Below are 23,361 nucleotides of genomic sequence, written 5' to 3'. Positions count from 1 at the left end.
TAACAAATCTGCACTTAAATCAAACGAAACGACTTGTCATCCTCCCCCAACAACTGTTATTTCTAATATCACTCAACACCTATGAAGAAAGGCTAAAATGAGCCAGACAATCACAGCAGACCAAATACTGACATTTTGGTTTGAAGACATTGACCCAAAGCTCTGGTGGATTAAAGATGTTGAATTTGATACCCAGATCAAACAGCGCTTCGAAGGTGTACTACTTCAAGCTAAACGGGGAGAGCTTTCACATTGGCGAATCACGCCTCAAGGTCGATTAGCTGAGATCATAGTGCTCGATCAATTCTCCCGTAATATTTACCGCGATACGCCTGCCGCATTCGAAGCCGATGCGATAGCCTTAGTGCTCGCCCAAGAGGCCGTTGCCCAACGGGTCGATACAGCACTAAAATCCAAACAAGTCCCTTTTCTATTTATGCCCTATATGCACAGCGAATCGGCAACCATTCACCAAGTAGCAGTAAAACTGTTTAATCGCGAAGCTGCGATAACAAACCTAACGTTTGAACTGCGCCATAAAGCGATTATCGACAAGTTTGGCCGCTATCCACATAGAAATATTATCTTAGGCAGGGAGTCTACGGCGGAAGAAATTGCTTTTCTGACTGAACCGGGCTCATCCTTTTGAGCTTGTCATAGGTTAAAGCGTTAATGTGTATTTGATAAATAAAGCCGTGCTGAGTTCACAGACACACTACACTTACTCAAGAAAGTCATGGAATGATTTGGCGAGTATCAAACACAGTTACAAGTGTATACCGCGGAGGTGTTGGTAACTTATGGCGCATAAACTAAATAAGCCAAATAGCTCAGTGGCTCGTCGTAACCGCTACAAATTAATGGGGTTACTCATCCTATGCGGCGCTCAGCTCGGCCAAGCGGCTGAAATTAAGATAGGCGTCAGCATGTCTATCCCACCCTATATCATCCAAGCAACAAATAGCGGGATCGAACTCGAATTACTTAACCAAGCCCTCGCCGTTAAAGGCCATACTGCTTCTATCCACTACTTACCACTGGCGCGCACTTTCCATGAACTCAGGGAGGGTAAACTCGATGGCATCATCAACATCAAAGAAGGAATGATTAACAACGTTTTTTATTCCAACGTTGCGATAACCTACCAAAACTGCGCCATCAGCCTCGAGAGTAATCAATTTAACATCAATAGCATAAACGATTTAAACAACAAACAAGTCGTCGCCTTTCAACGTGCATCATCGTTACTGGGGGAAGAGTTTGCCAACATGGTTAAAACCAATAGTGGCTACCAAGAACAAGCGAGGCAAGTGCAGCAGGTTTATATGCTGATGAAGCGCAGGGCCGATGTCGTTGTGATGGATAAAAATATTTTCAAATACTACTTAAAGCAGGCCTATCTTGAGGGCAAACTCAATGAGAAAGACTTAAAACAACAGGCGATTTGCCACCAAATATTCCCACCTACAGAATACAAGTTCGCGTTTCTCAGTGAACAAATTCGGGATGATTTTAATGCGGGACTCAAACAAATTACCCAAGATGGTAGCTTAGTGGCTCTGCAGGAAAAGTATCGACGCCTGATGTCATTTGACAATGAAGCCGAGGCGTCGACTAAGTTAACAGAACCTAAAATGATCAAAAATGATTCCTACTAAACTTAGCTCATAGTGTTATTTCACCACCAACACAGGGCACTTAGCATACTTAACAATATCCTGTGTAACGTGGGGTTTTAAAAAGTCAGCTAAACCGCTGCTACCATGACTAGCGATAACCACCATGCCCACATCAACGGCTTCCGCTAAAATCTCATCAATAGCATCACCATGGCGCACGACTAACTTAATATTGAGCCCTTCGGTAAGGTTCTGCTGCATTTCCTGCTGCAAACTTTGCATTTTTGCATCAACGAAAGCTTTGAGTTCATTTTCCAATGTAGCGGGAATATCGACCGCAATACCATAACAATGGGCGCCACGGGCAGGGCTAGTCACATGCAACAACCGAATATCGACTTGATAAACATTTGCCATTTCAACCGCATATTTTAACGCATGGGCCGCAGTGGATGAAAAATCCGTAGGGCATAACACTTCTTGAGTACGCATAAGCTTATCCATCATTTGAGTTTTTAATTAAGCTAATTATTAAGGCCAAAATACCACTATTTTATAGCAGTTTGCTATGCTTCTTGCGTACCCATTTCAATTAATTATTCTTTATCAATCAAAAAGAAAGGACGCTATAAGCGCCCTTTGGATTTATAGAGTCAAAGCCAGTTACTTAACCACAAGCACAGGACAAGCTGCACCATTCGCCACCGCTTCTGAGACATTGGTGTGTAAAAAATGCGAAATCCCAGTTCGGCCATGGCTAGCAATTACTACCATGCCAATGTCTTTACTGTTGGCCTCTTCTAAAATTTGATAGACAGGATCGCCACGGCGGATCAAGGTAGTGATGGGAAGCTCAGTATTCAATCCATCCAACAGTGCTCGCATTTTAGTTGCCGCCGCTTCCTCCATGCTTTTAGCAAGCTCTTCAGGGGTAATAGATAGAATCATAAAGTTTTCATCACCGATCGGCTGTTCAACCACATGTAAGATTTTTAGCCCTACATGGTATAGATTAGCCATTTCAATGGCATAACTCAGTGCATGGGCCGCAGTTTCCGAAAAATCTGTGGGCCAGAGTATTTGACCTGTACGCATAATTTGTACTCCTTCTATGGCGCGAATGGATTGCTGGGTGAATCTTTACTGTGCTGCTATAACGCCCGATTTAGCGCATTGGCAGACCACAAACTTCATCTCACAACCTTAGTCTCTCAGCCAAGCAACAGCATCGCCATTATCAACAAAAAACCTTACCTCAGCAGGCGTAAACCAGTTTGCCAATTTAGCCAACACTTCCTGCAAAGTCGTCTTACCGACGATGGCTATTTTCTCGAAATGACGAATATGCTTCACCCCAAGTTTGAGATCGTCCCAAGCAGCCTGTAGTTCCAAGCCTTCCAACTCGGTGACATCTACCAAGGCGAATATATCAGGATCTTTCACCCCAGCTAATGCAGACTCCAACACAGGCACCATCATTTCGTAGTCTTGATGAGTTAAGGTACCGATAGCTTTAAAGGTAACGAAAAAATCATCATCACCATAACGCTCAATACCAATCGAAATTCCGTGCTTTAACAATGCCATACATACTCCTTATGTAACAACCCTTGATTTAGTGTAAAAGCTAACGCCACAACAAGCCGTGATCTTGCTCAAAAATTCACCAGATACCTTGCACCATCTCACTAAGCAAGCTATGATAAACCGACTAATCAGTCGGTACTGATTTAATAAAAGACTCAATCGAGACGATTACTTAAATAAAGTACCGAATAAGACTCAGCCTACCATTTCCCTTGGAGCAACCACTATGAATATGGCCACCGAACACCTTAATACTTCGCCACTGACTCAGTTGCTCCAACGCCAACGCAGCAGTTATTTAGCGGCGCCGAATCCTAATTACGCTACGCGAGTGGAGCAATTAACTCGACTTAAGGCGGCCATACTGCAATTTCAAACACCCTTAGTCGAAGCCTTAAGCCAAGACTACGGCCATAGATCGATTGATGACAGCCTGATCTCAGACATTATGCCTGTCATCAACAACATCAATTACAGCTTGAAAAACCTCAAAAAATGGCTCAAGCCCAGCGCTCGCCATGCGGGCATCTTACTCGCACCCGCCAAAGTCACAGTGCATTATCAACCTTTGGGGGTGATCGGTATTATCGTGCCGTGGAATTTCCCCGTCATGCTGTCAATTGGCCCGCTAGTGACTGCTATTGCCGCGGGTAATCATGCCATGCTCAAAATGTCAGAATTTACCCCAGCGACCAACCAAGTGATCAAACAGTTATTGGCACAAGTCTTCGATGAATCCCACGTGGCGGTTGTTGAAGGTGAGGCGGACATTGCTGCCCAATTTTCTGCCCTGCCCTTCGATCATTTACTCTTTACAGGCTCGACCACAGTCGGCCGCCATGTGATGCGCGCCGCTGCGAATAACCTCACCCCAGTAACACTCGAATTGGGTGGTAAATCGCCTGTGATTATCGCCCCCGATATGCCGCTTGAGATAGCAGTAGAACGAATGATTTACGGTAAGTGTTTGAATGCCGGACAAATCTGCGTCGCACCTGATTATGTGCTTTGCCCTAAAGCCAAGGTGGATGACTTTATCGCCGCCTACCAAGCTAAGTTTAAGGCCATGTACGGCACCATTAACCACAATAAGGACTATGGCAGCATCATTAATACACGTCAGTTTGACCGCTTGATGACAGTGCTCGAAGACGCCAAAGCAAAAGGTGCCCGTGTTATTTCAGCAACTGACGAAGCCATAGATAGCCAACATCGTAAACTCGCAACTCAGTTGATAACTCACACCAGTGAAGACATGCTATTGATGCAAGAGGAAATCTTTGGTCCATTACTGCCGATCATTGGCTACGACTCCTTAGATGAAGCGATTCAGTACATCAACCACAGAGCCAGACCCTTAGCGCTTTATGTGATGAGTTTCGATGAGCCAACTCAGCAAAAGATCCTCCAGCAGACCCATTCTGGCGGTGTTTGTATCAATGAAACCGTGTTTCATGTCGCCGCCGACGATGCGCCCTTCGGCGGAATAGGCCCGTCGGGCATGGGGCATTACCATGGCAAGGAAGGCTTTTTGACCTTCAGCCACGCTAAAACGGTACTCAGCCGTGGCCGATTCAACACAGGCAAATTTGTTCACCCGCCCTACGGCACTTTTATCCAGCGCATCTTAATGAAGCTATTTTTGCGCTAGTCATTGGGGGATAAATCTTGAATAAACCATCAACAGCACAACCCATTAAAACCATGACTGATAAACGCCAAGCTATTCTCGATACTGCTTTAGCGCTCTTTGTCAGCCAAGGATTTCATGGCACGTCTACCGCCTCGATTGCGAAACAAGCAGGTGTAGCAACGGGCACCTTGTTCCATCACTTCCCTTCTAAGGAAGCCTTGATGGAATCTTTGTTTCTTAACATAAAACAAGAATTTGCCGATGCCTTACTGTTAAACACCCATAAGGGCAGCGATCTTAAACACAATGCCCTACAACTATGGCAAAGTGCGATAGATTGGTCGCTGGATAACCCTGTCAAACAACTGTTTTTTCAGCAATATTCAATGTCACCCATGATTGCAGCTAAGGTGCGCGATCAAGCGATGAATAGCATCTTAGGCTTTATTAGCGAACTCATTAAGCAGGGACAAATGATGGGGCTAATCGCCCATTATCCAGTCGAATTGATGCTAGAAAACTGCCACGGCCAATATCTAGCTGCAACCCGATTCTTTATCGATAACCCGCACTTGGGGACAGATAGAACATACCGCGATGCCAGTTTTGAACTGTTTTGGAAGGCCATGCAAGCGGACTAAAATAGCCTAATATCAACTGACTGCTGTAATAACTGCAATAAAAAACCGAGTCAGCTTAACTGGCTCGGTTTTCTTTTTCGCTATCGCAACTAAGTGCTAAAGCAGAAGCCTGCTTTGCTCTAGCATCTAATACCGACTTTCAAGCACCTAGCCCTGACTCAACTCCTGGGCTTTTTCTGCTGGCTGCGCCACTTGAGTTGGGCTCCAGTAACCTTGTTTGATACCCTTATCAATCAGCTCAGCGACCGCCAATTCAATGGCTTGTAATACGCAAAATTGCACTGGCTCATTGGTAGTAAAACCGACTTCAGCCTCGGCTAATCGATTTAAACTCGTGTAACGGAACAAACCCGCACGCATTTCTTGGGACAAGACTCGTTTGCTGGTTGAGACCGACATCATGACTTTACCTGTGTGTACATCCACGGCGCGTAGATAAATGGTCACCAGATCTTCACGGTACATTTCAGAGGCGCCAATGCCGTAGTATTCGACACCGCTACCACCTGTGCTAGTGTTGGTCTCATAACTAATCACCCCGCCTTCGAGTAACAATCTGGCGGTGGATAATACAGGCACTTCATCGCCCTTAGTACCGCTCTGTTTATTGCTGATCTTACGCTCGGTAAGCAAATTTTGTAGCCCTTCACGCTCAACGGGTGTAAACCATTTAGAGTCGAGCAAAGTCTGCATCAACATCGATGTTGCGCCCTGAGTAACCGCGGTCGAAAACGAACTCACGTTAGCCTGCGGCTTATATTGGCCAGTTTGATCGCGAAAGGAATACACGGCCACAGGGATAGGAAACTTAGGTCCTGGTTGAGTTTGCAGCCCTCGCATCACCTCACTCAAGGGGTTAACCTCGGCAGCCGTGATATTTAAATCGGGTTTGGAGATCAGGCTACAGGCCGACACACTTAACAGTAATAAACTCACTAACACTAGACGGGCCATTAGTTGACTCCTCCGAATGTCGGCATTTCAATCACAGTGACTTCACCGGTTTCAGTATTAGTAATAGTTAGCATCACGCCATTTCCCGTTGAAGCCACTTCAATCCGAAAATCACCTGTATCGTAAACACCATCGGTAATTTCACCATCAGCAACACCGCGGGTGATTGAGTTAATGATATTACGCTCTAGGGATTCTTTAAAACGGGTGACAAAGTCCTTCTCGGTCGAGGTAGATTTATTGTCATTCTGGGCTTGGGCTTTATTTAATAGAAAAGCCCCATTTTGTGGATTGCCGCCAAAACTGGGATTCACTGGCGTATAAATCAATTCAGTGGCTTGGCCACTGCTTGCCACACATAGCGTGACAAGAGCAAGTAACGTCCTGTATGTCATTATTATTATCCTAAAAGTCGTCCGATGTTCCTGAAAAATCACCTGTTATTGCATTGGCTCTGACTTGCGCTAAATAATCAATCGTAAGCAAAATCGCCTGCTCTGCGCTCTCTTTAATCGGATTTGCACGACGACCAAAATGGGTGGTGTAAATCCGAGTCCCGTTTACCTCTAAGGTTAAAACGGTTCCAGCCTGTGGAAACACTGTCTCATATAGAGTGACGTTAAAGCCTTGGGTAAAGGGCAGTTCGCGCCAATAGCTTGAGTAGTAAAAGCCAAAGTCCTTACCAAACCGAGTCAAGGTTCTATCTATTACTAAGCCACTAATTTCAATGTCGTTATCGGCAATAGTGATAGGGGAAGCCAGCAGCAGGAATGGACATAAAACGTAAGTAAGCAGACGCTGTTTTAACTGTTTCACTTATCCCTCCTTAACCTTTTTAATCGAACCTTAAAAACCGCGCTAACCTCTGTTAGAACAAGGTGAGTTTTAACGCAAATTTTCGGTAAAACAGGTTAACAGGGTTAAAGATCTCCCGTCATTACGCTGGGGGGCAAATTAGCCCGAAGAGCTAAGGTAAAAAGGCAAAAATAGCCCATTTGGCTAATACGCCAAGAGGCAGTTGAGGATAGGAGTTATGCTTTAAACAAGCGGATAAGATAAGCAATAAAAATGCGACTTAAGAGTCGCATTACGGTGTTTATTCAAAACGCTAGCATTATTGTGGCAACCATAGTCGAACCAACAGGCCACCGTCACTGCGATTATGCATGCTAATACTGCCATCGTGGGCTTCGATAATTTCACGGCACAAAGGTAAACCTAAGCCTGTACCCGATTGTTTTGTTGAGTAAAACGGCAGTAGCGCCTGTTCTAATACTTCACCAGACATACCTGCGCCGCGATCCTCAATCACAATACTAAAACCTCCACCATCCACTAAGGTTTGATACCGAATCGATAGAGTGACATCCTCGGGGTTTGAGCCAGATTCATGGGCGTTTTTAAGTAAATTGAGGAGCACTTGCTCCATCTGTCCTTGATCGAAAAAACCATCAACCTCAGGTAACTCATGAATGAGTTTAAAGGGATAATGCTGAGTCAACTGGGCAGTAAATTGCGTCCAATTCACCTGACGCCGTTGCGGGAGCGGCAACTTAGCAAAACGGGCATAGTTAAAGATAAACTGGCTTAGATGACTGGTGCGATTCTCGATAGTATCGAAAATCAGCTTAAGTTTTGGATTATCCAGATCTTTAGTCAGTAACCGCCCCGAGTTCACCATAGAGGCGATGGGCGCCACTGAGTTATTGAGTTCATGGCTAATAATGCGGATCACTTTCTTCCACACTGCCACCTCTTGACGATTGAGCTCGCGGGTCATCTGCTTGAGCAAAATTAAGTTATGCTGTTGGTTATTCAATAAAAAATGACCACGACTTAAATACCAAGTTTCCACATCATCTTCACCCATGGCGAAGAGTCCGTTCTTTTCATGTTTAAGCGCTAAGGCCAATACTTCGGGCAAATCCACCAGCAATTCATCTAAGCTCAAGCCTTCCATTCTGCCCTTTTTATGGAATAGGTGACGCGCCGCATCATTGGCGTAAATGAGCCGCTGATGATCGTCCAGTAACAACATCACATTGGGAGAACTTTGAATCACCTTATCCAGTAATAACTCCCGCTGGTAAATGTACTGCCTTTCTTGGCGTAATTTAGCAGCGCTATGGTTAAATAACTGCGCTAAGGTTTTGAGCTGACCTTCGCCATGTTCAGGAATACTCACACTAAAGTCATTATCACTAAAATTTAGCAAGCCGACTTCAAGGGAATCTAAACTGCGGCCGAGATGTCGAGTCAACCAAGCAATACCTAAACCACAGACAACACAAGCGAGAAATAACACGATCAAACCTTCACCTAAGGTCAAACGAGAGACACGCTCTCCCTTCGCTATCTCAGCGGATACCGCAGGAGATACAGGTGCTTTGGGCGGTAAAATGGATAGCGGTTCTACACGTAAAGGCTCAACCACATGAGGAATAGAATTAAACAGCCCTTCTTTAAGTTGTTCTAACTTGAAGAGTTTTATTTGTAACTGCTCTTGTTTAAGTTGTTCAAGCTTTTGCAGCTCGGCCTTAATCTGCTCGGCCCTCTGGTGCGCTTGCATCGCCGCAGCCTCCTGCAATTGCTCACTATTGTTAAGGGCGAGTTCGATGGAAGCGACCGTTTTCTCAAGCTCCGCAAAATCGAGTTGCACATTCACATCAGGGATTTCAATCGTGTTAGACGTAGCAACAGACGAAGCATAGGGCGAGATATACTTCACCAAGGCAAAACTCAGCAAGACGCCAAAGGCGCAGCAAGCCATTGAAAAAATGATAATTTTAGTTCGAATTAACACTCAGATTCCTTAATCAATAGCCTTTCTCTCGCCTAGAAGCTGGGACTTGGGACCTAGCATCTGCGCTTGGCCTATGACTTATCTAAACCAAACTTGTCCATCCGCCGATACAACGCTTGGCGACTGAGTCCAAGCGCTTTTGCCACCCGAGCAATTACGCCATGATGCTGTTTTAGCGCCGCTTCGATATCTTCTCGGCTCACATCTATCGCCTCATTGGCATCCGACACTTGGGCACGAACAGACTCATGATAAAACGCGGTACTTACGGGGATGGAAGCGGGCGAATAAACAGGCAGAGGATCAGACTGTCTCAAGCCAGATAGCCGCGACTCAGATACAGCCGAAACACTGGAAGCAGATTTTATAACACTCGCAACAGGTGCCAAACCAAAGTCAGCTTCAGTCAACACATGGCTTTGCGCCAACAATACGGCCCGCTTACAGGCGTTTTCAAGCTCGCGCACATTTCCCGGCCAGCGGTGCTGTAATAACGCCTGCAACGCAGGTTTACTCAAGCTAAAATCGCTGCCAATAAAATGCTGCACTAAAGGTAAAATATCGTCGATGCGTTGATTCAGCGGTGGCAATGCCAGTTCAATCACGTTTAAGCGGTAAAACAAATCCTCACGGAATCGCCCTTCGGCGATATCTTGGGCCAGATCCGCATTGGTCGCACTGATCACCCGCACTTTTACTTTCTGGGTTTTATGGCTTCCTAAGCGTTCAAATTCGCCGGTTTGTAGCACCCGCAATAATTTCACTTGGCCAGACAAAGGTAAATTGCCAATTTCATCTAAAAACAGCGTGCCGCCGTCGGCCGCTTCGAAACGGCCCATACGTGCTTTAGTCGCGCCAGTAAAAGCGCCCGCCTCGGCACCAAACAGCTCGGCCTCTAATAAATCCATCGGCAAGGCGCCGACATTAACCTTAATAAAAGGTTTGTTTTTTAAGGGAGAATTGGCATGGAGAATATCGGCAAGCTTGTCTTTACCCGCGCCATTGGGGCCAGTGATCAAGACCGACACATCGGAGCGTGCCAGTTGCAAGGCTAAATCAATGCAACGCTGCATAGCACCGCTGCCAAAGACAATACCGCAGAGATCCGCATCGGCGATCGCCACTTGGCGTTGATGATTCACTCGCTCCAAGCGGTGGTTAGCACGGGAGAGTTTATAAAGCGCAATCAGATTAGTGATGCTATTGAGTAGCTTAGCGTCATCCCAAGGTTTGCCCATATAATCGGCAGCGCCCGCTTTGACTAATTCAACTGCCGTTTCGAGTTGCGTCCACGCCGTCATCAAAATAATCGGCAAATCCCCTTGGCGTTCGCGCAGGGCATAAAACAACTGCCGACCTTCCTCACCCGAGGTGGTATCCCGAGTAAAGTTCATATCTTGAATCACTAAATCCACATCTTGAGTCGTCAATAACCCAAGGGCGTCCTCTGGGCTGTGACAAATCAGCACCCGATAATCATTGAGTTCTAGCATCAAACCTAGGGCTTGGCAGATGGCATGATTGTCATCGACGATAAGGATAGTATCCATAAGTGTGAGTGTTGTCCTAAGTAAAACTGTTAACCGTAAAGTAACAAAAAGTGCAATAACATCCTATTGTTATCGCACTTTTGTCGAGCTTTTATCGCACCTTGAGTGACATCAAATATTCCGCTATACGCTGCGAGTTGCGGTTGCTGGCGAAATATTTGCCGCCTTACGCGCTGGCAAGTAAACCGCTAACGTGGTGACAATAAACAAACCTGCCACAGTAATTAGTGGGTAGCTTAAGTCCAACATAGGCAAGCTATAGATTTTCATTAACTGTTGGCCTAACTGTATCGCTAACAAGCCGCCCAGCACGCCTCCCGCTAAGCAAATCAAATAGTTCTCCACAAGGAAGTAACTGATAATATCGCGCTTTTTAGCACCCAATGCGCGGCGGGTACCTATCTGCTTAGTGCGGCGCTGGATATTAAACATCACCATGCCCGTTAAACCGAGCGAGGTGATAAGCAATAACAACACCACCATCATAGTTAACACAGTAATCATCAATTTATGATCGCGGTATGAACTATCTTTTAAGGCCTCGATTGACTTAAAGCCATCGAGTACTCGGTTTGGATTCTCTGCCAGCAGCGCTTTTTTTATCGCGTCTTTAAGCTCGGCGTGAAACTCAGGTTTGGCCCGTACCATGTAAGAACTGCTGCCATAATCCACATTTTGAATCACACTATTTTCAAGGCTAGAACTGTCAATCCACGCGCCTTGTAGTTTTTCGACTACGCCAATTACAGTGATCTGTGCATCCTTGCCCTCGTACAACACTTTGCCAAGTGCGGATTCATCAGGCCAAATGGCTTTGGCTAACACACTGGAGATGATCGCTAATCGGCTAGGGCTATCGAGGTTATCCTTAAGTTCATGGGGGTAAAAGTTACGCCCCTCAATCAGCTTAATGCCTAAGGTCTCAATGGTGTGATCTGTCCCTAAATACATGGCAAATTGCGGTGTCGATTTAGCGCTATCTGGGTCGGGGCCCAGATTTAACGTGCTCGACCAGCCGCCACCGCTTAACGGCAACATATTGGTTGAAGTCGCATCAATCACATTGGCTAGCCCCCGCAAAATTTGCTGATCAATTTTGTTTTGCGCGGTTTTATCAATCAATGGATCGAAGTTGAACAAGCTAAAGGTCAAGACTTCTGACTCTTTAATCCCCGAATCACGCTGCATCAGGGCTAAACGCTCTTGAATAATAAAGCTCGCATTCGCCACAATTGCCACAGACAAGATAATCTGAATAAGCAGTAAGACTGGACCGCTTTTACTGCGCAATAAACTGCTGAGAATAGGTTTAATATGCAACATAATGAGTCCCTTACTGGCTTTTTAGATAAACGCTAGGTTTAGTGCGACACACCACCCATGCGGGATACAAGCCAGCCAACAAGGCTGTGCCTACCGCAATACTTGGGGTGATAATCCACATACTCGCCGATAAATGGGTTAACCCCTTCGCGACCTCAAACTGGGCCGATAACCCATAAAGCGAAGCGTAGGCCCAAGCGAGTCCCAGCAAACCACCGAATAAGCCAATCATGCCCACTTCCACCATATATTGAGCGAAGATTTGGCCACGGCTAGCACCGATTGCGCGGCGCACTCCCACCTCGGGGGCTCGCTTGAGGAACTTTGTCAGCATTAAACCTAATATATTGACTAAACAAACACTTAAAAAAAGCGCACTCAAGCCAACCAAGATTTTATTGTCTTCGGGCACCACATGATTGTATTCAAGCCAAGTTGCCACATCGGATACTTTGACTGAGTCAGCGGCAGATTTATTATCCGTAAAACGGCCTAGGGCTTTTTGCTCCGCCACATAATTGCTGAGCCAAGAACGGTAACTGGCTACTGCGTCTTTATTTGGCAACTCAACCCAATACAGCAACCACACTTTTTCAGAGTTAAGGCGATCGCTGTAACTATTCATCGTCTCAAACTTCCAACCTGACGTGTTACCCCATACATCAAACTCTTCGATAGGTGTCAGCGAAAACGGTACAAAAATTTGTTCCGTGTCGTTGAAGGCACCGTTAGTGGGATCATAATATTTAGGCTTAGGATCCCAAGCATCAATCACCCCAACCACTTGATAAGGTTTACGATTAAGATAGATAACTTTGCCAACACTGTTTTGACCCGCAAATAACTTTTGATTGAGTTTATCGTTAATCACCACTTGATAAGCAGGCTCAGTGTCGACGGATTTATCCCACGCATTACCGTACAAAAATGGCACGTCAAACAGCTTGAAAAAGTCACTGTCCGTCACCCGAATGCTTTCTAAAATAGGCGCAAAATTGGCATCCTCCGTCTGCACTGCCATCCCAGTGCGAAACATCGCAGCTTGGCGTTTAGGTAAGGTATTGTTGCGCAGATTCATCGCGTCTTGGTAAGTCACTAACGAGTTTAACTCATCCCAAGAATCAGGGCCTTGGCTCCAAAGCTGTACCGCATTTAACTCATCAGAGCGTTCACCCGCGGGATTAAATGACATCATCTTGTACACGTTTAACGTAGTAATCGTGATACCAATACCAATCGAAATCGCCAACACCATCAACAGCGACAGCACTGGGGTTTTCTTAATGCTGCGCCAAGCTAAATCAACATAATAAAAGAACATAATGCATATCCTTAACGGTCGGCGTTGGCGACAAGTTTGTCGATATCAGTCGCTGCAGTGATGTCACTGACATGTCGATGACCTTGATGATACATAGTAAAGTCACACACTTGACCATCGACAATTTGAATGTTGCGTTGGGCGCGGCGAGCGAGTTCAGGATCGTGCGTCACCATAATAATGGTCGTGCCCGCTTGATTGATATTTTCGAGTAATTCCATCACTTGACGTGCCATTAGGCTGTCGAGGTTTCCCGTAGGTTCGTCGGCGAGTAGGAAACGTGGCTCACCCGCTAAAGCACGAGCAATCGCCACCCTTTGTTGTTGTCCACCCGACAACTGAGTAGGTAAATGTTTAAGTCGTGAAGCTAAGCCCACTTGCTCTAATGCCTCTTGTACACGACGTTGACGCTCCTTGGCATTAAAACCACGATAGCGCAGCGGCACTTCAATATTCTCAGCTAAGTTAAGATCGGGAATTAAGTTAAAACCTTGGAAAATAAAGCCAATTTTTTCATTCCGGATAGTGGCGCTCTTGTTATCGCTCAAGTTAGACACGTTAATCCCATCGAGAAAATAGTCACCGTGGGTAAAACCTTCGAGTAAACCTGCAATATTTAAAAAGGTGGTTTTACCCGAGCCAGAAGGACCTGTGACAGCGACAAATTCGCCTTCGTTCACCTCGAGGTTAAAATCGCGCAGGGCGTGGGTTTCTACTAAATCCGTTTTAAAAACCTTGCTCACATTCTTCATTGATAACATGTTAATTTCCTTTAAATAATCAAATCTATTTTTGCGCCTAGACTCTGCGTCTACACCTTAGGCATCGACTCATGTACGACCGTAATCAGCCAAAGAATGGCTCAACAACACACTCTAAAAACCACATAAAAGCGCCCAGCATAAGGTTGGCAGTTTCGGTGGAAACCTCACCCACTTGGCGAAACTCATCCAAAGGATTGCTCCATTCCAACAAATTGAGTCCGAGGAAAAACCAGCTATTGGCCTCACCGATACTTAGTTCCACCGCAACCACCAGTAATAATAAGGCTAGTACTCCAAACATTTTGGATGACATCAACACGCTGATATCAAATTGTTTATCACGCATATCCGGCTCCTATTCTTATCCATGTCGCAGCAGGTTTCGTCATTCACCTTGATCACTGCGCTGTTAAATTCATCAGATTGGTTGTTTAATAATTTACGAATATCGGTCATCAATGAATTCTGACCTGTTCGGCGTGATTAAAGGGGTCGACACTTGAAATAACCCACTCATCTCCGGCTTTGCCACCATCAAGCACTTCGACTTGGCTCAGGCTAGTACTACCGAGCTTAACCTCACGACGACTGGCTAAATCGCCCTCGATTTGATAAGCCACATTACCCCCACCGCTGGTCATAAAGGCGCCGCGTTTTACCATAAGAACATTGGGTCTGTGCTCTAATAACACTCGGGCCGAGATGCGTTGATTCTGGCGCAGTGTTAGGCTGTCGCTTTGGTCAAATTGCACCCTAGCGGTCACTTCACGGTTACGCACTTCTGGGGAAATTGACGATAACTTACCCATTAACTTAATACTGCCAAAACTCAACTCGACTTCCATGCCTAAACCCAGATCGTCCGCATAGGATTCAGGCACGGCTAACTCAGCCTCATAGGCGCTTAAATCCACGACGGTTAAAATCGGTTGGTTAGCGCTAAGACGGGTTTTCTGCTCGGTAATCCAGTTACCGATAATACCGTTAACAGGTGCGACAATATTCAAGGCATCGACTTGGCGTTCTAATTCACGCACCGCGAGAGTTTGACGCTCAACTTCTAGGGCTTTATTTTTAATTTCAAAGGTTAACGTATCTTTCGTTAACGCAACTTCTTGTTCGGCATGCTTAAACTTCAGCTTGGCTTTGTGTAAATCATCTTTGCCCTTTTCATAATCAATCTGGCCAATAAGCTGACTTTGAATCAGCTCCTCTCCGCGTCGGCTTTCCCTATCCGCCGCTTCAAGATCGACCGTTGCGATATCTAAGGTTTGATAAGCTTGTAATTGATCGCGTCTTGCATCCAACTTAGCGCGCTCTAATGCACTCTCCATGCCCGCTAATAGGGACTTGGCTTGCTCTAGCTGATTTGTGAGTCTTGGACTATCGAGTTTGGCGACCACATCGCCCTTATTAACAGTATCGCCAGGATTGCTGAGCAGGGTCACAGTACCTTCCTCTGTGCTATACAAAATAGGCGCATTGGCCGCCACGATTTTACCTGTGGTCGCCACATCGCGGGTTAACGTTCCAACAAAGAGTTTTGCGGTAGTGATATCGCTGCGGCTAAGGGATTTGCTAACACTATCAGAGCCTAAACTTGCCCACACTAAGGCGCTGACTAATAAGGCGCAACCGCCAATGATCAGCGGTAACTTAAGACGTTTAGAGGTCGATGGCACAAGTACTGTATCTTGGCCGCTAGTATCTTTAATCATGGCTTTACTCGCTTCCCTGTTGTAATCATCAGTGCCGGAACGCATCAACGGACACTATTGGAAATCTCTACCCTAGAGATAGCAAAGCCTATGCCAAAAAAGTAAAATCATATTATTTCAAAACGTTAACAAAAAAATTGCAGATAAAAGTGTCCGCGGACACTGGCGCTTTTATTTAAAAGTGTCCGCAGCAGAGAAATGAAAAGTGTCCGATTGAAAAAAAGCAGTTCCTAGATTCTAGGGTCTAGAATCAAGATTTATTAACCAAAACAGCCGAGTTTCCCTTTACAGTAAAATCCTTGCCACATAAGATCCCGCCACCCTCGCAGCAAAAACGATCAAAAGACCAAACCCTATGACTACAATAACAATCACTCGCCCAGACGACTGGCATATTCATTTAAGAGACGCCGCCCAGCTTAAAGATACAGTGCGCGATATCAGCCGCTATATGGGCCGCGCCATCGTGATGCCAAACTTAGTGCCCCCCGCTATCGATACTGAAACCGCACTGGCCTATTACGATCGCATTAAAGCGCAAGTACCCGCGGGCTCACAATTCGAACCTTTGATGGTGTTGTATTTAACCGACAAAACCAGCCCAGATGAAATCCGCAAAGCTAAAGCTTCGGGTAAAATTGTTGCCGCTAAACTCTACCCAGCGGGCGCGACGACTAACTCTGATTCCGGCGTAACCGATGTTAAAAACATCTATCCCGTACTCCAAGCCATGCAAGAAGTCGGTATGCTGTTTTTAGTCCACGGTGAAGTCACAGATTCAGCTATTGATATTTTCGACCGCGAGCGTGTCTTTATTGAAAATATCCTAAGTAAAATTGTCGCCGATTTCCCTGCACTTAAAATCGTGCTTGAACATATCACCACCAAAGATGCAGTCGATTTTGTCACTCAAGCCTCAGACAATGTGGCCGCGACTATCACGGCCCACCATTTGCTGTATAACCGTAACCACATGCTGGCTGGCGGTATTCGTCCGCATTTTTACTGCCTGCCAATTTTAAAACGCAACACCCACCAGCAGGCGTTGTTAGGTGCAGCGGCAAGCGGCAGCAAGAAGTTTTTCCTAGGTACAGATTCAGCGCCACACGCCAAGGATAAGAAAGAAGCGGCCTGTGGCTGCGCGGGCTCCTACACTGCTCATGCCGCCATTGAGCTGTACGCCGAAGCATTTGAGTCGGTCAATGCGCTGGATAAACTCGAAGCGTTCGCAAGCTTTAACGGCCCAGACTTTTACCACCTGCCACGTAATACCGATACCATCACGCTGGTCAAAAAGTCATGGGATGTCCCTGCAACTTACCCGCTTGGCGATACTAACGTAGTGCCTATTCGTGCTGGAGAGGCCATTGATTGGCAAGTTAAATAAGCCTTAAGTCTTTAACATCAAGTCGCCTACGGGCGACTTTTTTATCAGATTTTGATTTTTAATCCACAATCGGTCAGTATCCTGCGCTTAGAATACGGCCCTTACTTATCACCTTTTAAGAGAAAATCAGTATGCCCACAAGGATGTTATTCTCCGTTTTATCTTCAAGCCTGTTGCTGACCGCCGCGATCTCTTTGCCGACCTTTGCGGCCAATGAACTCACAGGGATCTGGCAGGGACAGTTAGGTAAAAGCAAGGTCAGAGTTTGTTTTAATCAATATGGAACAGGCAGTTATTACTATCAACGCTACTTAACGCCGATAAGACTCGAGCAGCAAGATGAACTGTGGAAAGAAGAAGGCAATACAGGAAATTGGCAGTTTGATAGTGTCACGCCACAAAAACTGAGCGGCCATTGGTTTAAAGATACCGCGAGTAAATCATTACCAGTGCAACTTGAGCGAGAAATCAGCCCAGATAAGGTCGAGGATTGTGGTGCCGATGCTTACAATCTACCGCTAGAAACCACGCCAAAACTCAGCCGAGGTAAATGGCAAAGCTACGAAAATATTGAGTATCGCCCGCTGACTTTTGGCACAGATGTGGGTATCGAATTTAAAGGCCCACAAACGGGTATCTTGGCAATTAATCAATGGCTTGAACATAAGCTCACCGATGAAGCCCAACTAGCACAAACCTTTGATACTCGCCGCAGAATGCTGGCACAAATGGGCAGTTTTGTGACTGACGAAACCTTTGCCGAACCGATTTTTATTAATCAGCATTGGCTCAGTGTGCGCCTATATCGCTGGGCGGCAGGTTATGGCGCCAATGGTATCAGCCAAGAATTTGTGAGTTTCTCCCTTACCGACGGCAAACCTTTCCACCCATGGCAATGGTTTCTCGCCGATACTCAACCACAAAGCATGCTCGAGGGTATGAGTCATCCTTTACCCCCTGCATTAAGGGACAAATTGTTTGCTGGCAAAGCACCGGACGCAGAATGCCCCACATCAGACGGCTCAGGATATTACCAGCTCACCCTTGAGCCAAAGGGGATCAAATTCTGGGAAACGCCCCGCGGCGATGGCTGTGAAAATGAGTTTGTCCTCAGCCCGCAAGAAACGATGCCCTATGCCACCCAATGGGGACAAACACAACTTAAGCTATTGGAATAGTGTACTTAACTGAGAAAATACTAGAGGGAAAGAAAGCAGTCATGGCGATGATGCCTAACTGCCAGTTCGCCATCCCTGACTCTCGTTCGTAACACTGCTACACAGCACTCACCCTAGCGAAGTTACAGGTATTGATTAGTAGCTTCGCCGGGAGTTGGCATATTTCTGATGCTTAACATGGCCAGTTATTAAGTGGAATTTAAAAGTGTGTCTAGTCCGAATATAAATTAAGCAAGATAGACGATAGATGAATCAATCTTGCAGAATCACAAAGGTCAGCTACATTTGAGCCTAAAATACAAAATGCTCAATGAGTTACATTGAGCATTTTAGCTAAAATAAATGGCAGCCTATATCAGAAGTAATCAGACCTTCTACCACATTTAAATACTAGGCACAGCTACAGCATTCGCGGCACGTGTCTCACGTTTGTTTACCATCGAAATAAACACTAAGCCAAGCACAGGGACAATCACTGCTGCATAAGGGATCATGCCTGCGCCCATCTGGCTATCCAGCACCATCCCCCCTAAAAATCCACCGAACGCATTAGCTAGGTTAAAGGCTGAAATATTAGCGGTTGCTGCCAACTCTTGGCCTTCACCACCGTGATTCATTACCCGTAACTGCATCGCAGGAACATTAGCAAACGAAGCGATACCAAAGACAAAAACGGCAATCACAAACATCACTTTGCTGTCCAGCGCGAAACCAACCAGTAGCAGCGACACTATCATGGCTATCGCCCAAAACATCGACGATTTCTGCAGGTTTTTATCCGATGAACGCCCACCTAAAGTGTTACCCAATATCAAACCTAAGCCGACGATAACTAAAATCCACGTTACTGCATGTTCACTAAAACCCGTAATGTGCATCGCAATTGGCGCAATATAACCGTAAACAGTCATAAAACCGGACCAAGCAAACACTGTGATAGCAAGACTAATCAACAACATAGGGTTTTTAAACGCTCGCAGCTGAGCCGAAACATTTTTAGCTTCACCATGGCCGGTCGCATTAATAAACTTGAAGATAGACGCGATTGAGATAACGCCCAATATCGCGACTGTGATAAAGGTGGTTTGCCAACCAAATTGCAAGCCAATCCAAGTGCCACCTGGTACACCCAATACGTTAGCTAAGGTTAAACCCGCAAACATCTGACCCACAGCACGTCCGGCCATTTTTTCAGATACCAAACTGGTCGCCACTACGGCACCTATGCCATAAAATGGGCCTTGAACTAAGCCAGTAATCACTCGGCTAATCATCAGCAAGGTGTAATTGGGGGCAAATGCCGACAGCAAATTACCCAAGATAAACAGCACCATTAAGCTGGTCAGTACGGTTTTTTTATTGAACCGCGCCAAGTAAATCGTGAGGATAGGACCACCAAACACAATTGCCAATGCATAGGCGCTGATCAAATACCCTGCCTGACCTTCACTAATAGACAAAGACGTGGCAATTTGTGGCAGGATACCAGCAATCACAAACTCTGCGGTGCCAATTGCAAACGCTGCTAGCGTTAGTATCCACACTTGTAACGGCATTTTTTCCTTGTTCATTGTAATCTCGCTTATTTTAAATTTTGTGTAGGGAACATACCGGCGATGTGTTATCAGCTCGGTGCAATCATGGGTAAAAGCACTATTTATTCAGCGCATTAGTTAATCAGCGCGCCACCATCAACATCGATAATGGCGCCAGTCATAAAGCTGTTGTTAATGGCAAGGTAATAGGCCATAGCGATATCACTCGGCTCACCCACTTTTGCCACAGGCAATGTGGTTTTGGCTTGTTCGTACATCGCCGTTTGCGCTGGCATTGACCCGGTTCTTGTTAATCCAGGGCTAACGGCGTTGACTCTAATGGGGGCAAGCTCTTTAGCGAGCACCTTAGTAAAGGCTTCTAAGGCGGCGTTCATTGTGCTTTTAACATAGGTATTAGCGACCACTTTTCGTGACAGCATCCCAGTGGTTAGTGTGATAGAACCACCTTGTTTAATGTAACGAACCGCCTGTTTTGTAGCATTGATTGAACCCCAAAACTTAGTGTCAAAAGCCGCTTTAGCTTGTTGAATATCGACATCAACGACCTTGCCAGCTGGCGCAGAAGAACCCGCGGTGATCACTAAGTGATCGAACGCACCAATGGATTCAAAAAATCGATTTACCGATTGTTCGTCCGCCACATCTACGCCTGTTTGACGACTGGCGACATGGACAATCTGGTTGTCTGCCGTTAGCTGCCTAGCAAGCGCAGCCCCTATTCCTGATGTTCCGCCGATGATGACAACCACAGCTTTATCGCTATTGCTCTGATTGCTAATCTGATTACTGATATGGCTGCTCATGTGACTACTCTCTGTACTGCTGATTGGTTAGTAGAGCCAGTATATTCATTCGACATATTTTGATAATTGATTAATATATGAATTCATTATTCAGCCCAGACAAACAATAGAAGTGAAAATGGATAAATTTTCAGATATGGCGCTGTTTATCAGCATAGTGAAACATCAAGGGTTGGCAGCGGCGGGTCGCGAGCTCGGACTTTCTCCAGCAACCGTCACGGCGCGCTTACAAGCACTTGAAGAACGCTACGGGGTTAAGCTGCTCAATCGAAGTACTCGACATCTGTCACTCACAGACTCTGGGGCCCTGTATCACCAAGCATGCTTGGGGATTATCGAAAATGTAAAAGAAACCGAAAATTTGCTGCAGAATGGGGTAAAAGAGGTCAAAGGCACCTTAAAAATTGCTGCGCCAAAAGATATAGGCAAACAATATATACTGCCGATTTTGTCCGCCTTCACCGACCGCTACCCCGATATCGTTCCCTATCTGTATCTCAATGATAATTTGTCTAATATTGCCGAATCGGGCATAGATGTCGTTATTCGCTACGGTGATTTAACTGACAGCAATCTGATTTTAAGGCGGCTCGCACCAAGTCGACGGGTGCTGTGCGCATCCCCGGAATACCTTGCGCGTAAAGGCACTCCCGTTAAACCGCAAGACCTCAGCCATCATGATTGCCTCGCTATGCTGCGCAGTAATGAAGAGCTCAAAACTTGGCACTTTCAAGACCAAGAAGGCCGCAACTCAGTCACTGTCACCCCAAAACGGTTTTCTGATGATGGCGAAGTGATCCGTTGCTGGGCATTAGAAGGCGCGGGGATCGCGTTAAAATCACTGCTCGATGTGCAAAATGACATTAATCAGCAACGCTTAGTGACAGTTTTAAATGGCTACATGAAAAACTTTAATAGCTCGACCACAGTCTCAAGTGCCGACCTCAACGTGGTATACATCAGCCGCCAATATCAGCCCAAACGACTGCGATTATTCTTAGATTTTCTGTTCGAACAATTTGAAAAGCAGCTGGAGCATTAATCGCTAAACATGGAGCAAACGGGGGCAACTGCATCAACCAATAGACGCAAAGTATTTTATCGATGTGATCAACTGTATTTTAACGCATCACCTCGCAAGGATTGCGTGTAAACAGCGCATGGCTTATGCCCCGCAATGTAAACAGCAATAGCGGTAAGGTCATTACGGCTAAACCCGGCATAGAATTAAATGTACTTTTGCCCAATAGAAAATTGCTAAGCACCCTCTACAATTAACCATCAGCTCACACTGCAAACTAGCAATGAGCGATTAACAACTTGATACTAACGAGGGAACTCATGAACACTAAAATCATCATCACAGCAAGCATTGCACTATTAATATCGGCAAATAGCTACGCCATTAACGACGAATATCGCAAGTTACTCGAGCGCTCTGGCTGCACCCAAATGTCAGAAGCCCAAGGCTGCGATATCCACAAAACCAAAGAGGAAAATGCTAAGGCAAGCGCCATGTCCCAAACCGCAGATGACGCTAAGGTAATCATTCCCAATGCCCGACAATGGCTTGCAACCGCCAGCTCAGGCGCGACGGTTGCCAACATTCAAATCGATGATAAAAATCAGGTTTGGGTTAATGGTAAACACGTAAAATCGAGCCATAGTGATGGCGCAATCAAATTCAAACAAGGCATGGTGGAGTTCACCATTTATCCTGATGCAAGCATGAATAAAGACAGCTCGTGGATTGATACTGATGCAGGAACTCAAGGCTCAATTACCGCGAAGTAACATTCAGTAGATGTCTAACAACGATGTGCTGAGCCATCGTTGTTGGGCAAACGCATTAGTGAGATTAAAGATTATCTCTTTGAAGTGATGGTGTTTGAGGTTAATGATGAATTGATTCAAGCCATGTGGAGTTTTGCAACCAACTGATTGGTTTTTTTTTATAATTTTAAAAAAGTCAAAGTCGTGTGAGCTTGACCTCTGATGTTAAATCAAGAGCCAACCAAGAGGGAATTAACAGCAACTCCCTCTTTAAGAGAGTGATTAGTTCTTTATTTTGTATGCATAGAATTAATCACTTTCATTCCAGTGACACGCCATAAACTCATCCCTGAGGGCTCGACGACGGCATCCATGCCGCCAACGGTCACTTACATGCAAGTGCTTAATTTCGTCAACACTTGAGTAGTCTGTAGCTAAATGACTCATATCTCCGTAAACACCTTAGTAACCAGTCTCATACTACAATAAAAATCACCTAACGGCTCAGAATGTGCCCCCGAGCCTACGCCATCATCCATGATGTCGCCACGTAATTTTTATCAATATATTTCAACAACTTCGTAGAGAATAGCGTATTCCTGTAGTGCAAGGTGATTACAACTCATCTTAATAATCAAAAGGAGTTGCACCAGAACCGTCTTTTTGCAAAGCTAGGTTGTCGAGTTCTATGAGTAAATTCATAGTCTTTCTTATTAAATAGCCAAGTTTAATATACCACTACAAATGGAGT

At 45.6% G+C, this 23,361-nt stretch carries 23 protein-coding genes; 8 read left to right on the top strand and 15 right to left on the bottom strand.

Annotated elements, in window-relative coordinates; genetic code table 11:
• Window positions 1-97 precede the first annotated feature (97 nt).
• Together HGO26_RS00960 and HGO26_RS00955 are read left to right on the top strand one after the other, a co-directional pair.
• Window positions 98-649: a DUF924 family protein gene (locus HGO26_RS00960; RefSeq protein ID WP_168822714.1), complete on the top strand. Its 552-nt coding sequence runs from the start codon at window positions 98-100 to the stop codon at window positions 647-649.
• 151 nt (window positions 650-800) lie between these two features.
• Window positions 801-1,658 carry a substrate-binding periplasmic protein gene (locus HGO26_RS00955; RefSeq protein WP_168822712.1) on the top strand — a complete coding sequence of 286 codons (858 nt, stop codon included), beginning with the start codon at window positions 801-803 and terminating at the stop codon, window positions 1,656-1,658.
• 15 nt (window positions 1,659-1,673) lie between these two features.
• Here the strand turns inward: HGO26_RS00955 and HGO26_RS00950 are convergent, their stop codons facing one another.
• The 3 genes from HGO26_RS00950 to HGO26_RS00940 form a co-directional block, all read right to left on the bottom strand.
• On the bottom strand, window positions 1,674-2,111 hold the full coding sequence (locus HGO26_RS00950) for a universal stress protein (RefSeq protein WP_028761701.1): 438 nt from the start codon (window positions 2,109-2,111) through the stop codon (window positions 1,674-1,676).
• 171 nt (window positions 2,112-2,282) lie between these two features.
• Window positions 2,283-2,714, bottom strand: coding sequence for a universal stress protein (locus HGO26_RS00945; RefSeq protein ID WP_028761700.1), 432 nt, complete (start codon window positions 2,712-2,714; stop codon window positions 2,283-2,285).
• 108 nt (window positions 2,715-2,822) lie between these two features.
• On the bottom strand, window positions 2,823-3,206 hold the full coding sequence (locus HGO26_RS00940) for a SpoIIAA family protein (RefSeq protein ID WP_028761699.1): 384 nt from the start codon (window positions 3,204-3,206) through the stop codon (window positions 2,823-2,825).
• A gap of 226 nt (window positions 3,207-3,432) precedes the next feature.
• On the opposite strand from HGO26_RS00940, the gene HGO26_RS00935 reads away from it, so the two are divergent.
• Window positions 3,433-4,857, top strand: coding sequence for a coniferyl aldehyde dehydrogenase (locus HGO26_RS00935; protein ID WP_168822710.1), 1,425 nt, complete (start codon window positions 3,433-3,435; stop codon window positions 4,855-4,857).
• A 17-nt stretch (window positions 4,858-4,874) separates the two neighbouring features.
• The gene (locus HGO26_RS00930) at window positions 4,875-5,480 is read left to right on the top strand and encodes a TetR/AcrR family transcriptional regulator (protein ID WP_168822708.1); all 606 of its coding nucleotides are present in this window, start codon (window positions 4,875-4,877) and stop codon (window positions 5,478-5,480) included.
• Between the two features lie 147 nt (window positions 5,481-5,627).
• Here HGO26_RS00930 and HGO26_RS00925 read toward each other — a convergent pair whose 3' ends face one another.
• The 10 genes from HGO26_RS00925 to HGO26_RS00880 all read right to left on the bottom strand — a co-directional run bounded on the left by HGO26_RS00925 (window position 5,628) and on the right by HGO26_RS00880 (window position 15,913).
• The gene (locus HGO26_RS00925) at window positions 5,628-6,434 is read right to left on the bottom strand and encodes a CsgG/HfaB family protein (protein ID WP_105251644.1); all 807 of its coding nucleotides are present in this window, start codon (window positions 6,432-6,434) and stop codon (window positions 5,628-5,630) included.
• Window positions 6,434-6,829 (bottom strand): curli assembly protein CsgF, encoded by a 396-nt coding sequence (locus HGO26_RS00920; RefSeq protein WP_106649655.1) that lies wholly within the window; start codon window positions 6,827-6,829, stop codon window positions 6,434-6,436. Before HGO26_RS00920 ends, HGO26_RS00925 begins: the two co-directional genes overlap by 1 nt.
• 10 nt (window positions 6,830-6,839) lie before the next feature.
• Entirely contained in the window at window positions 6,840-7,250 is a 411-nt protein-coding gene (locus HGO26_RS00915; RefSeq protein WP_131523186.1) for a curli production assembly/transport protein CsgE, read from the bottom strand.
• A gap of 298 nt (window positions 7,251-7,548) precedes the next feature.
• Complete coding sequence (locus HGO26_RS00910) at window positions 7,549-9,237, bottom strand: ATP-binding protein (RefSeq protein WP_168822706.1); 1,689 nt, start codon at window positions 9,235-9,237, stop codon at window positions 7,549-7,551.
• 71 nt (window positions 9,238-9,308) lie between these two features.
• Window positions 9,309-10,787 carry a sigma-54-dependent transcriptional regulator gene (locus HGO26_RS00905; protein ID WP_168822704.1) on the bottom strand — a complete coding sequence of 493 codons (1,479 nt, stop codon included), beginning with the start codon at window positions 10,785-10,787 and terminating at the stop codon, window positions 9,309-9,311.
• A gap of 123 nt (window positions 10,788-10,910) precedes the next feature.
• Complete coding sequence (locus HGO26_RS00900; RefSeq protein ID WP_168822702.1) at window positions 10,911-12,110, bottom strand: FtsX-like permease family protein; 1,200 nt, start codon at window positions 12,108-12,110, stop codon at window positions 10,911-10,913.
• A gap of 10 nt (window positions 12,111-12,120) precedes the next feature.
• Window positions 12,121-13,431 (bottom strand): ABC transporter permease, encoded by a 1,311-nt coding sequence (locus HGO26_RS00895; protein ID WP_113941170.1) that lies wholly within the window; start codon window positions 13,429-13,431, stop codon window positions 12,121-12,123.
• Window positions 13,432-13,442: 11 nt separating this feature from the next.
• Window positions 13,443-14,192 (bottom strand): ABC transporter ATP-binding protein, encoded by a 750-nt coding sequence (locus HGO26_RS00890; protein ID WP_028761691.1) that lies wholly within the window; start codon window positions 14,190-14,192, stop codon window positions 13,443-13,445.
• Between the two features lie 85 nt (window positions 14,193-14,277).
• Complete coding sequence (locus tag HGO26_RS00885; RefSeq protein WP_028761690.1) at window positions 14,278-14,541, bottom strand: hypothetical protein; 264 nt, start codon at window positions 14,539-14,541, stop codon at window positions 14,278-14,280.
• 109 nt (window positions 14,542-14,650) lie between these two features.
• Window positions 14,651-15,913 (bottom strand): efflux RND transporter periplasmic adaptor subunit, encoded by a 1,263-nt coding sequence (locus HGO26_RS00880; protein WP_131523180.1) that lies wholly within the window; start codon window positions 15,911-15,913, stop codon window positions 14,651-14,653.
• Window positions 15,914-16,268: 355 nt separating this feature from the next.
• Here HGO26_RS00880 and pyrC point away from each other — a divergent pair, with 355 nt between their 5' ends.
• Together pyrC and HGO26_RS00870 are read left to right on the top strand one after the other, a co-directional pair.
• Window positions 16,269-17,300 (top strand): dihydroorotase, encoded by a 1,032-nt coding sequence (gene pyrC / locus HGO26_RS00875; RefSeq protein ID WP_168822700.1) that lies wholly within the window; start codon window positions 16,269-16,271, stop codon window positions 17,298-17,300.
• 131 nt (window positions 17,301-17,431) lie between these two features.
• The gene (locus tag HGO26_RS00870) at window positions 17,432-18,478 is read left to right on the top strand and encodes a hypothetical protein (protein ID WP_168822699.1); all 1,047 of its coding nucleotides are present in this window, start codon (window positions 17,432-17,434) and stop codon (window positions 18,476-18,478) included.
• Between the two features lie 383 nt (window positions 18,479-18,861).
• Here HGO26_RS00870 and HGO26_RS00865 read toward each other — a convergent pair whose 3' ends face one another.
• Together HGO26_RS00865 and HGO26_RS00860 are read right to left on the bottom strand one after the other, a co-directional pair.
• Window positions 18,862-20,049, bottom strand: a complete 1,188-nt coding sequence (locus HGO26_RS00865; protein WP_168822698.1) for an MFS transporter — start codon at window positions 20,047-20,049, stop codon at window positions 18,862-18,864.
• Window positions 20,050-20,147: 98 nt separating this feature from the next.
• The gene (locus HGO26_RS00860; RefSeq protein WP_168822697.1) at window positions 20,148-20,837 is read right to left on the bottom strand and encodes an SDR family oxidoreductase; all 690 of its coding nucleotides are present in this window, start codon (window positions 20,835-20,837) and stop codon (window positions 20,148-20,150) included.
• 118 nt (window positions 20,838-20,955) lie between these two features.
• Here HGO26_RS00860 and HGO26_RS00855 point away from each other — a divergent pair, with 118 nt between their 5' ends.
• On the top strand, window positions 20,956-21,879 hold the full coding sequence (locus HGO26_RS00855; protein ID WP_168822696.1) for a LysR family transcriptional regulator: 924 nt from the start codon (window positions 20,956-20,958) through the stop codon (window positions 21,877-21,879).
• Between the two features lie 299 nt (window positions 21,880-22,178).
• Window positions 22,179-22,631, top strand: a complete 453-nt coding sequence (locus HGO26_RS00850) for a hypothetical protein (RefSeq protein WP_028761683.1) — start codon at window positions 22,179-22,181, stop codon at window positions 22,629-22,631.
• Window positions 22,632-23,361 lie beyond the last annotated feature (730 nt).

This window comes from Shewanella oncorhynchi, from assembly GCF_012584455.1.
GTDB lineage: Bacteria > Pseudomonadota > Gammaproteobacteria > Enterobacterales > Shewanellaceae > Shewanella > Shewanella oncorhynchi.
This window is presented reverse-complemented; position numbering and strand designations above follow the sequence as displayed.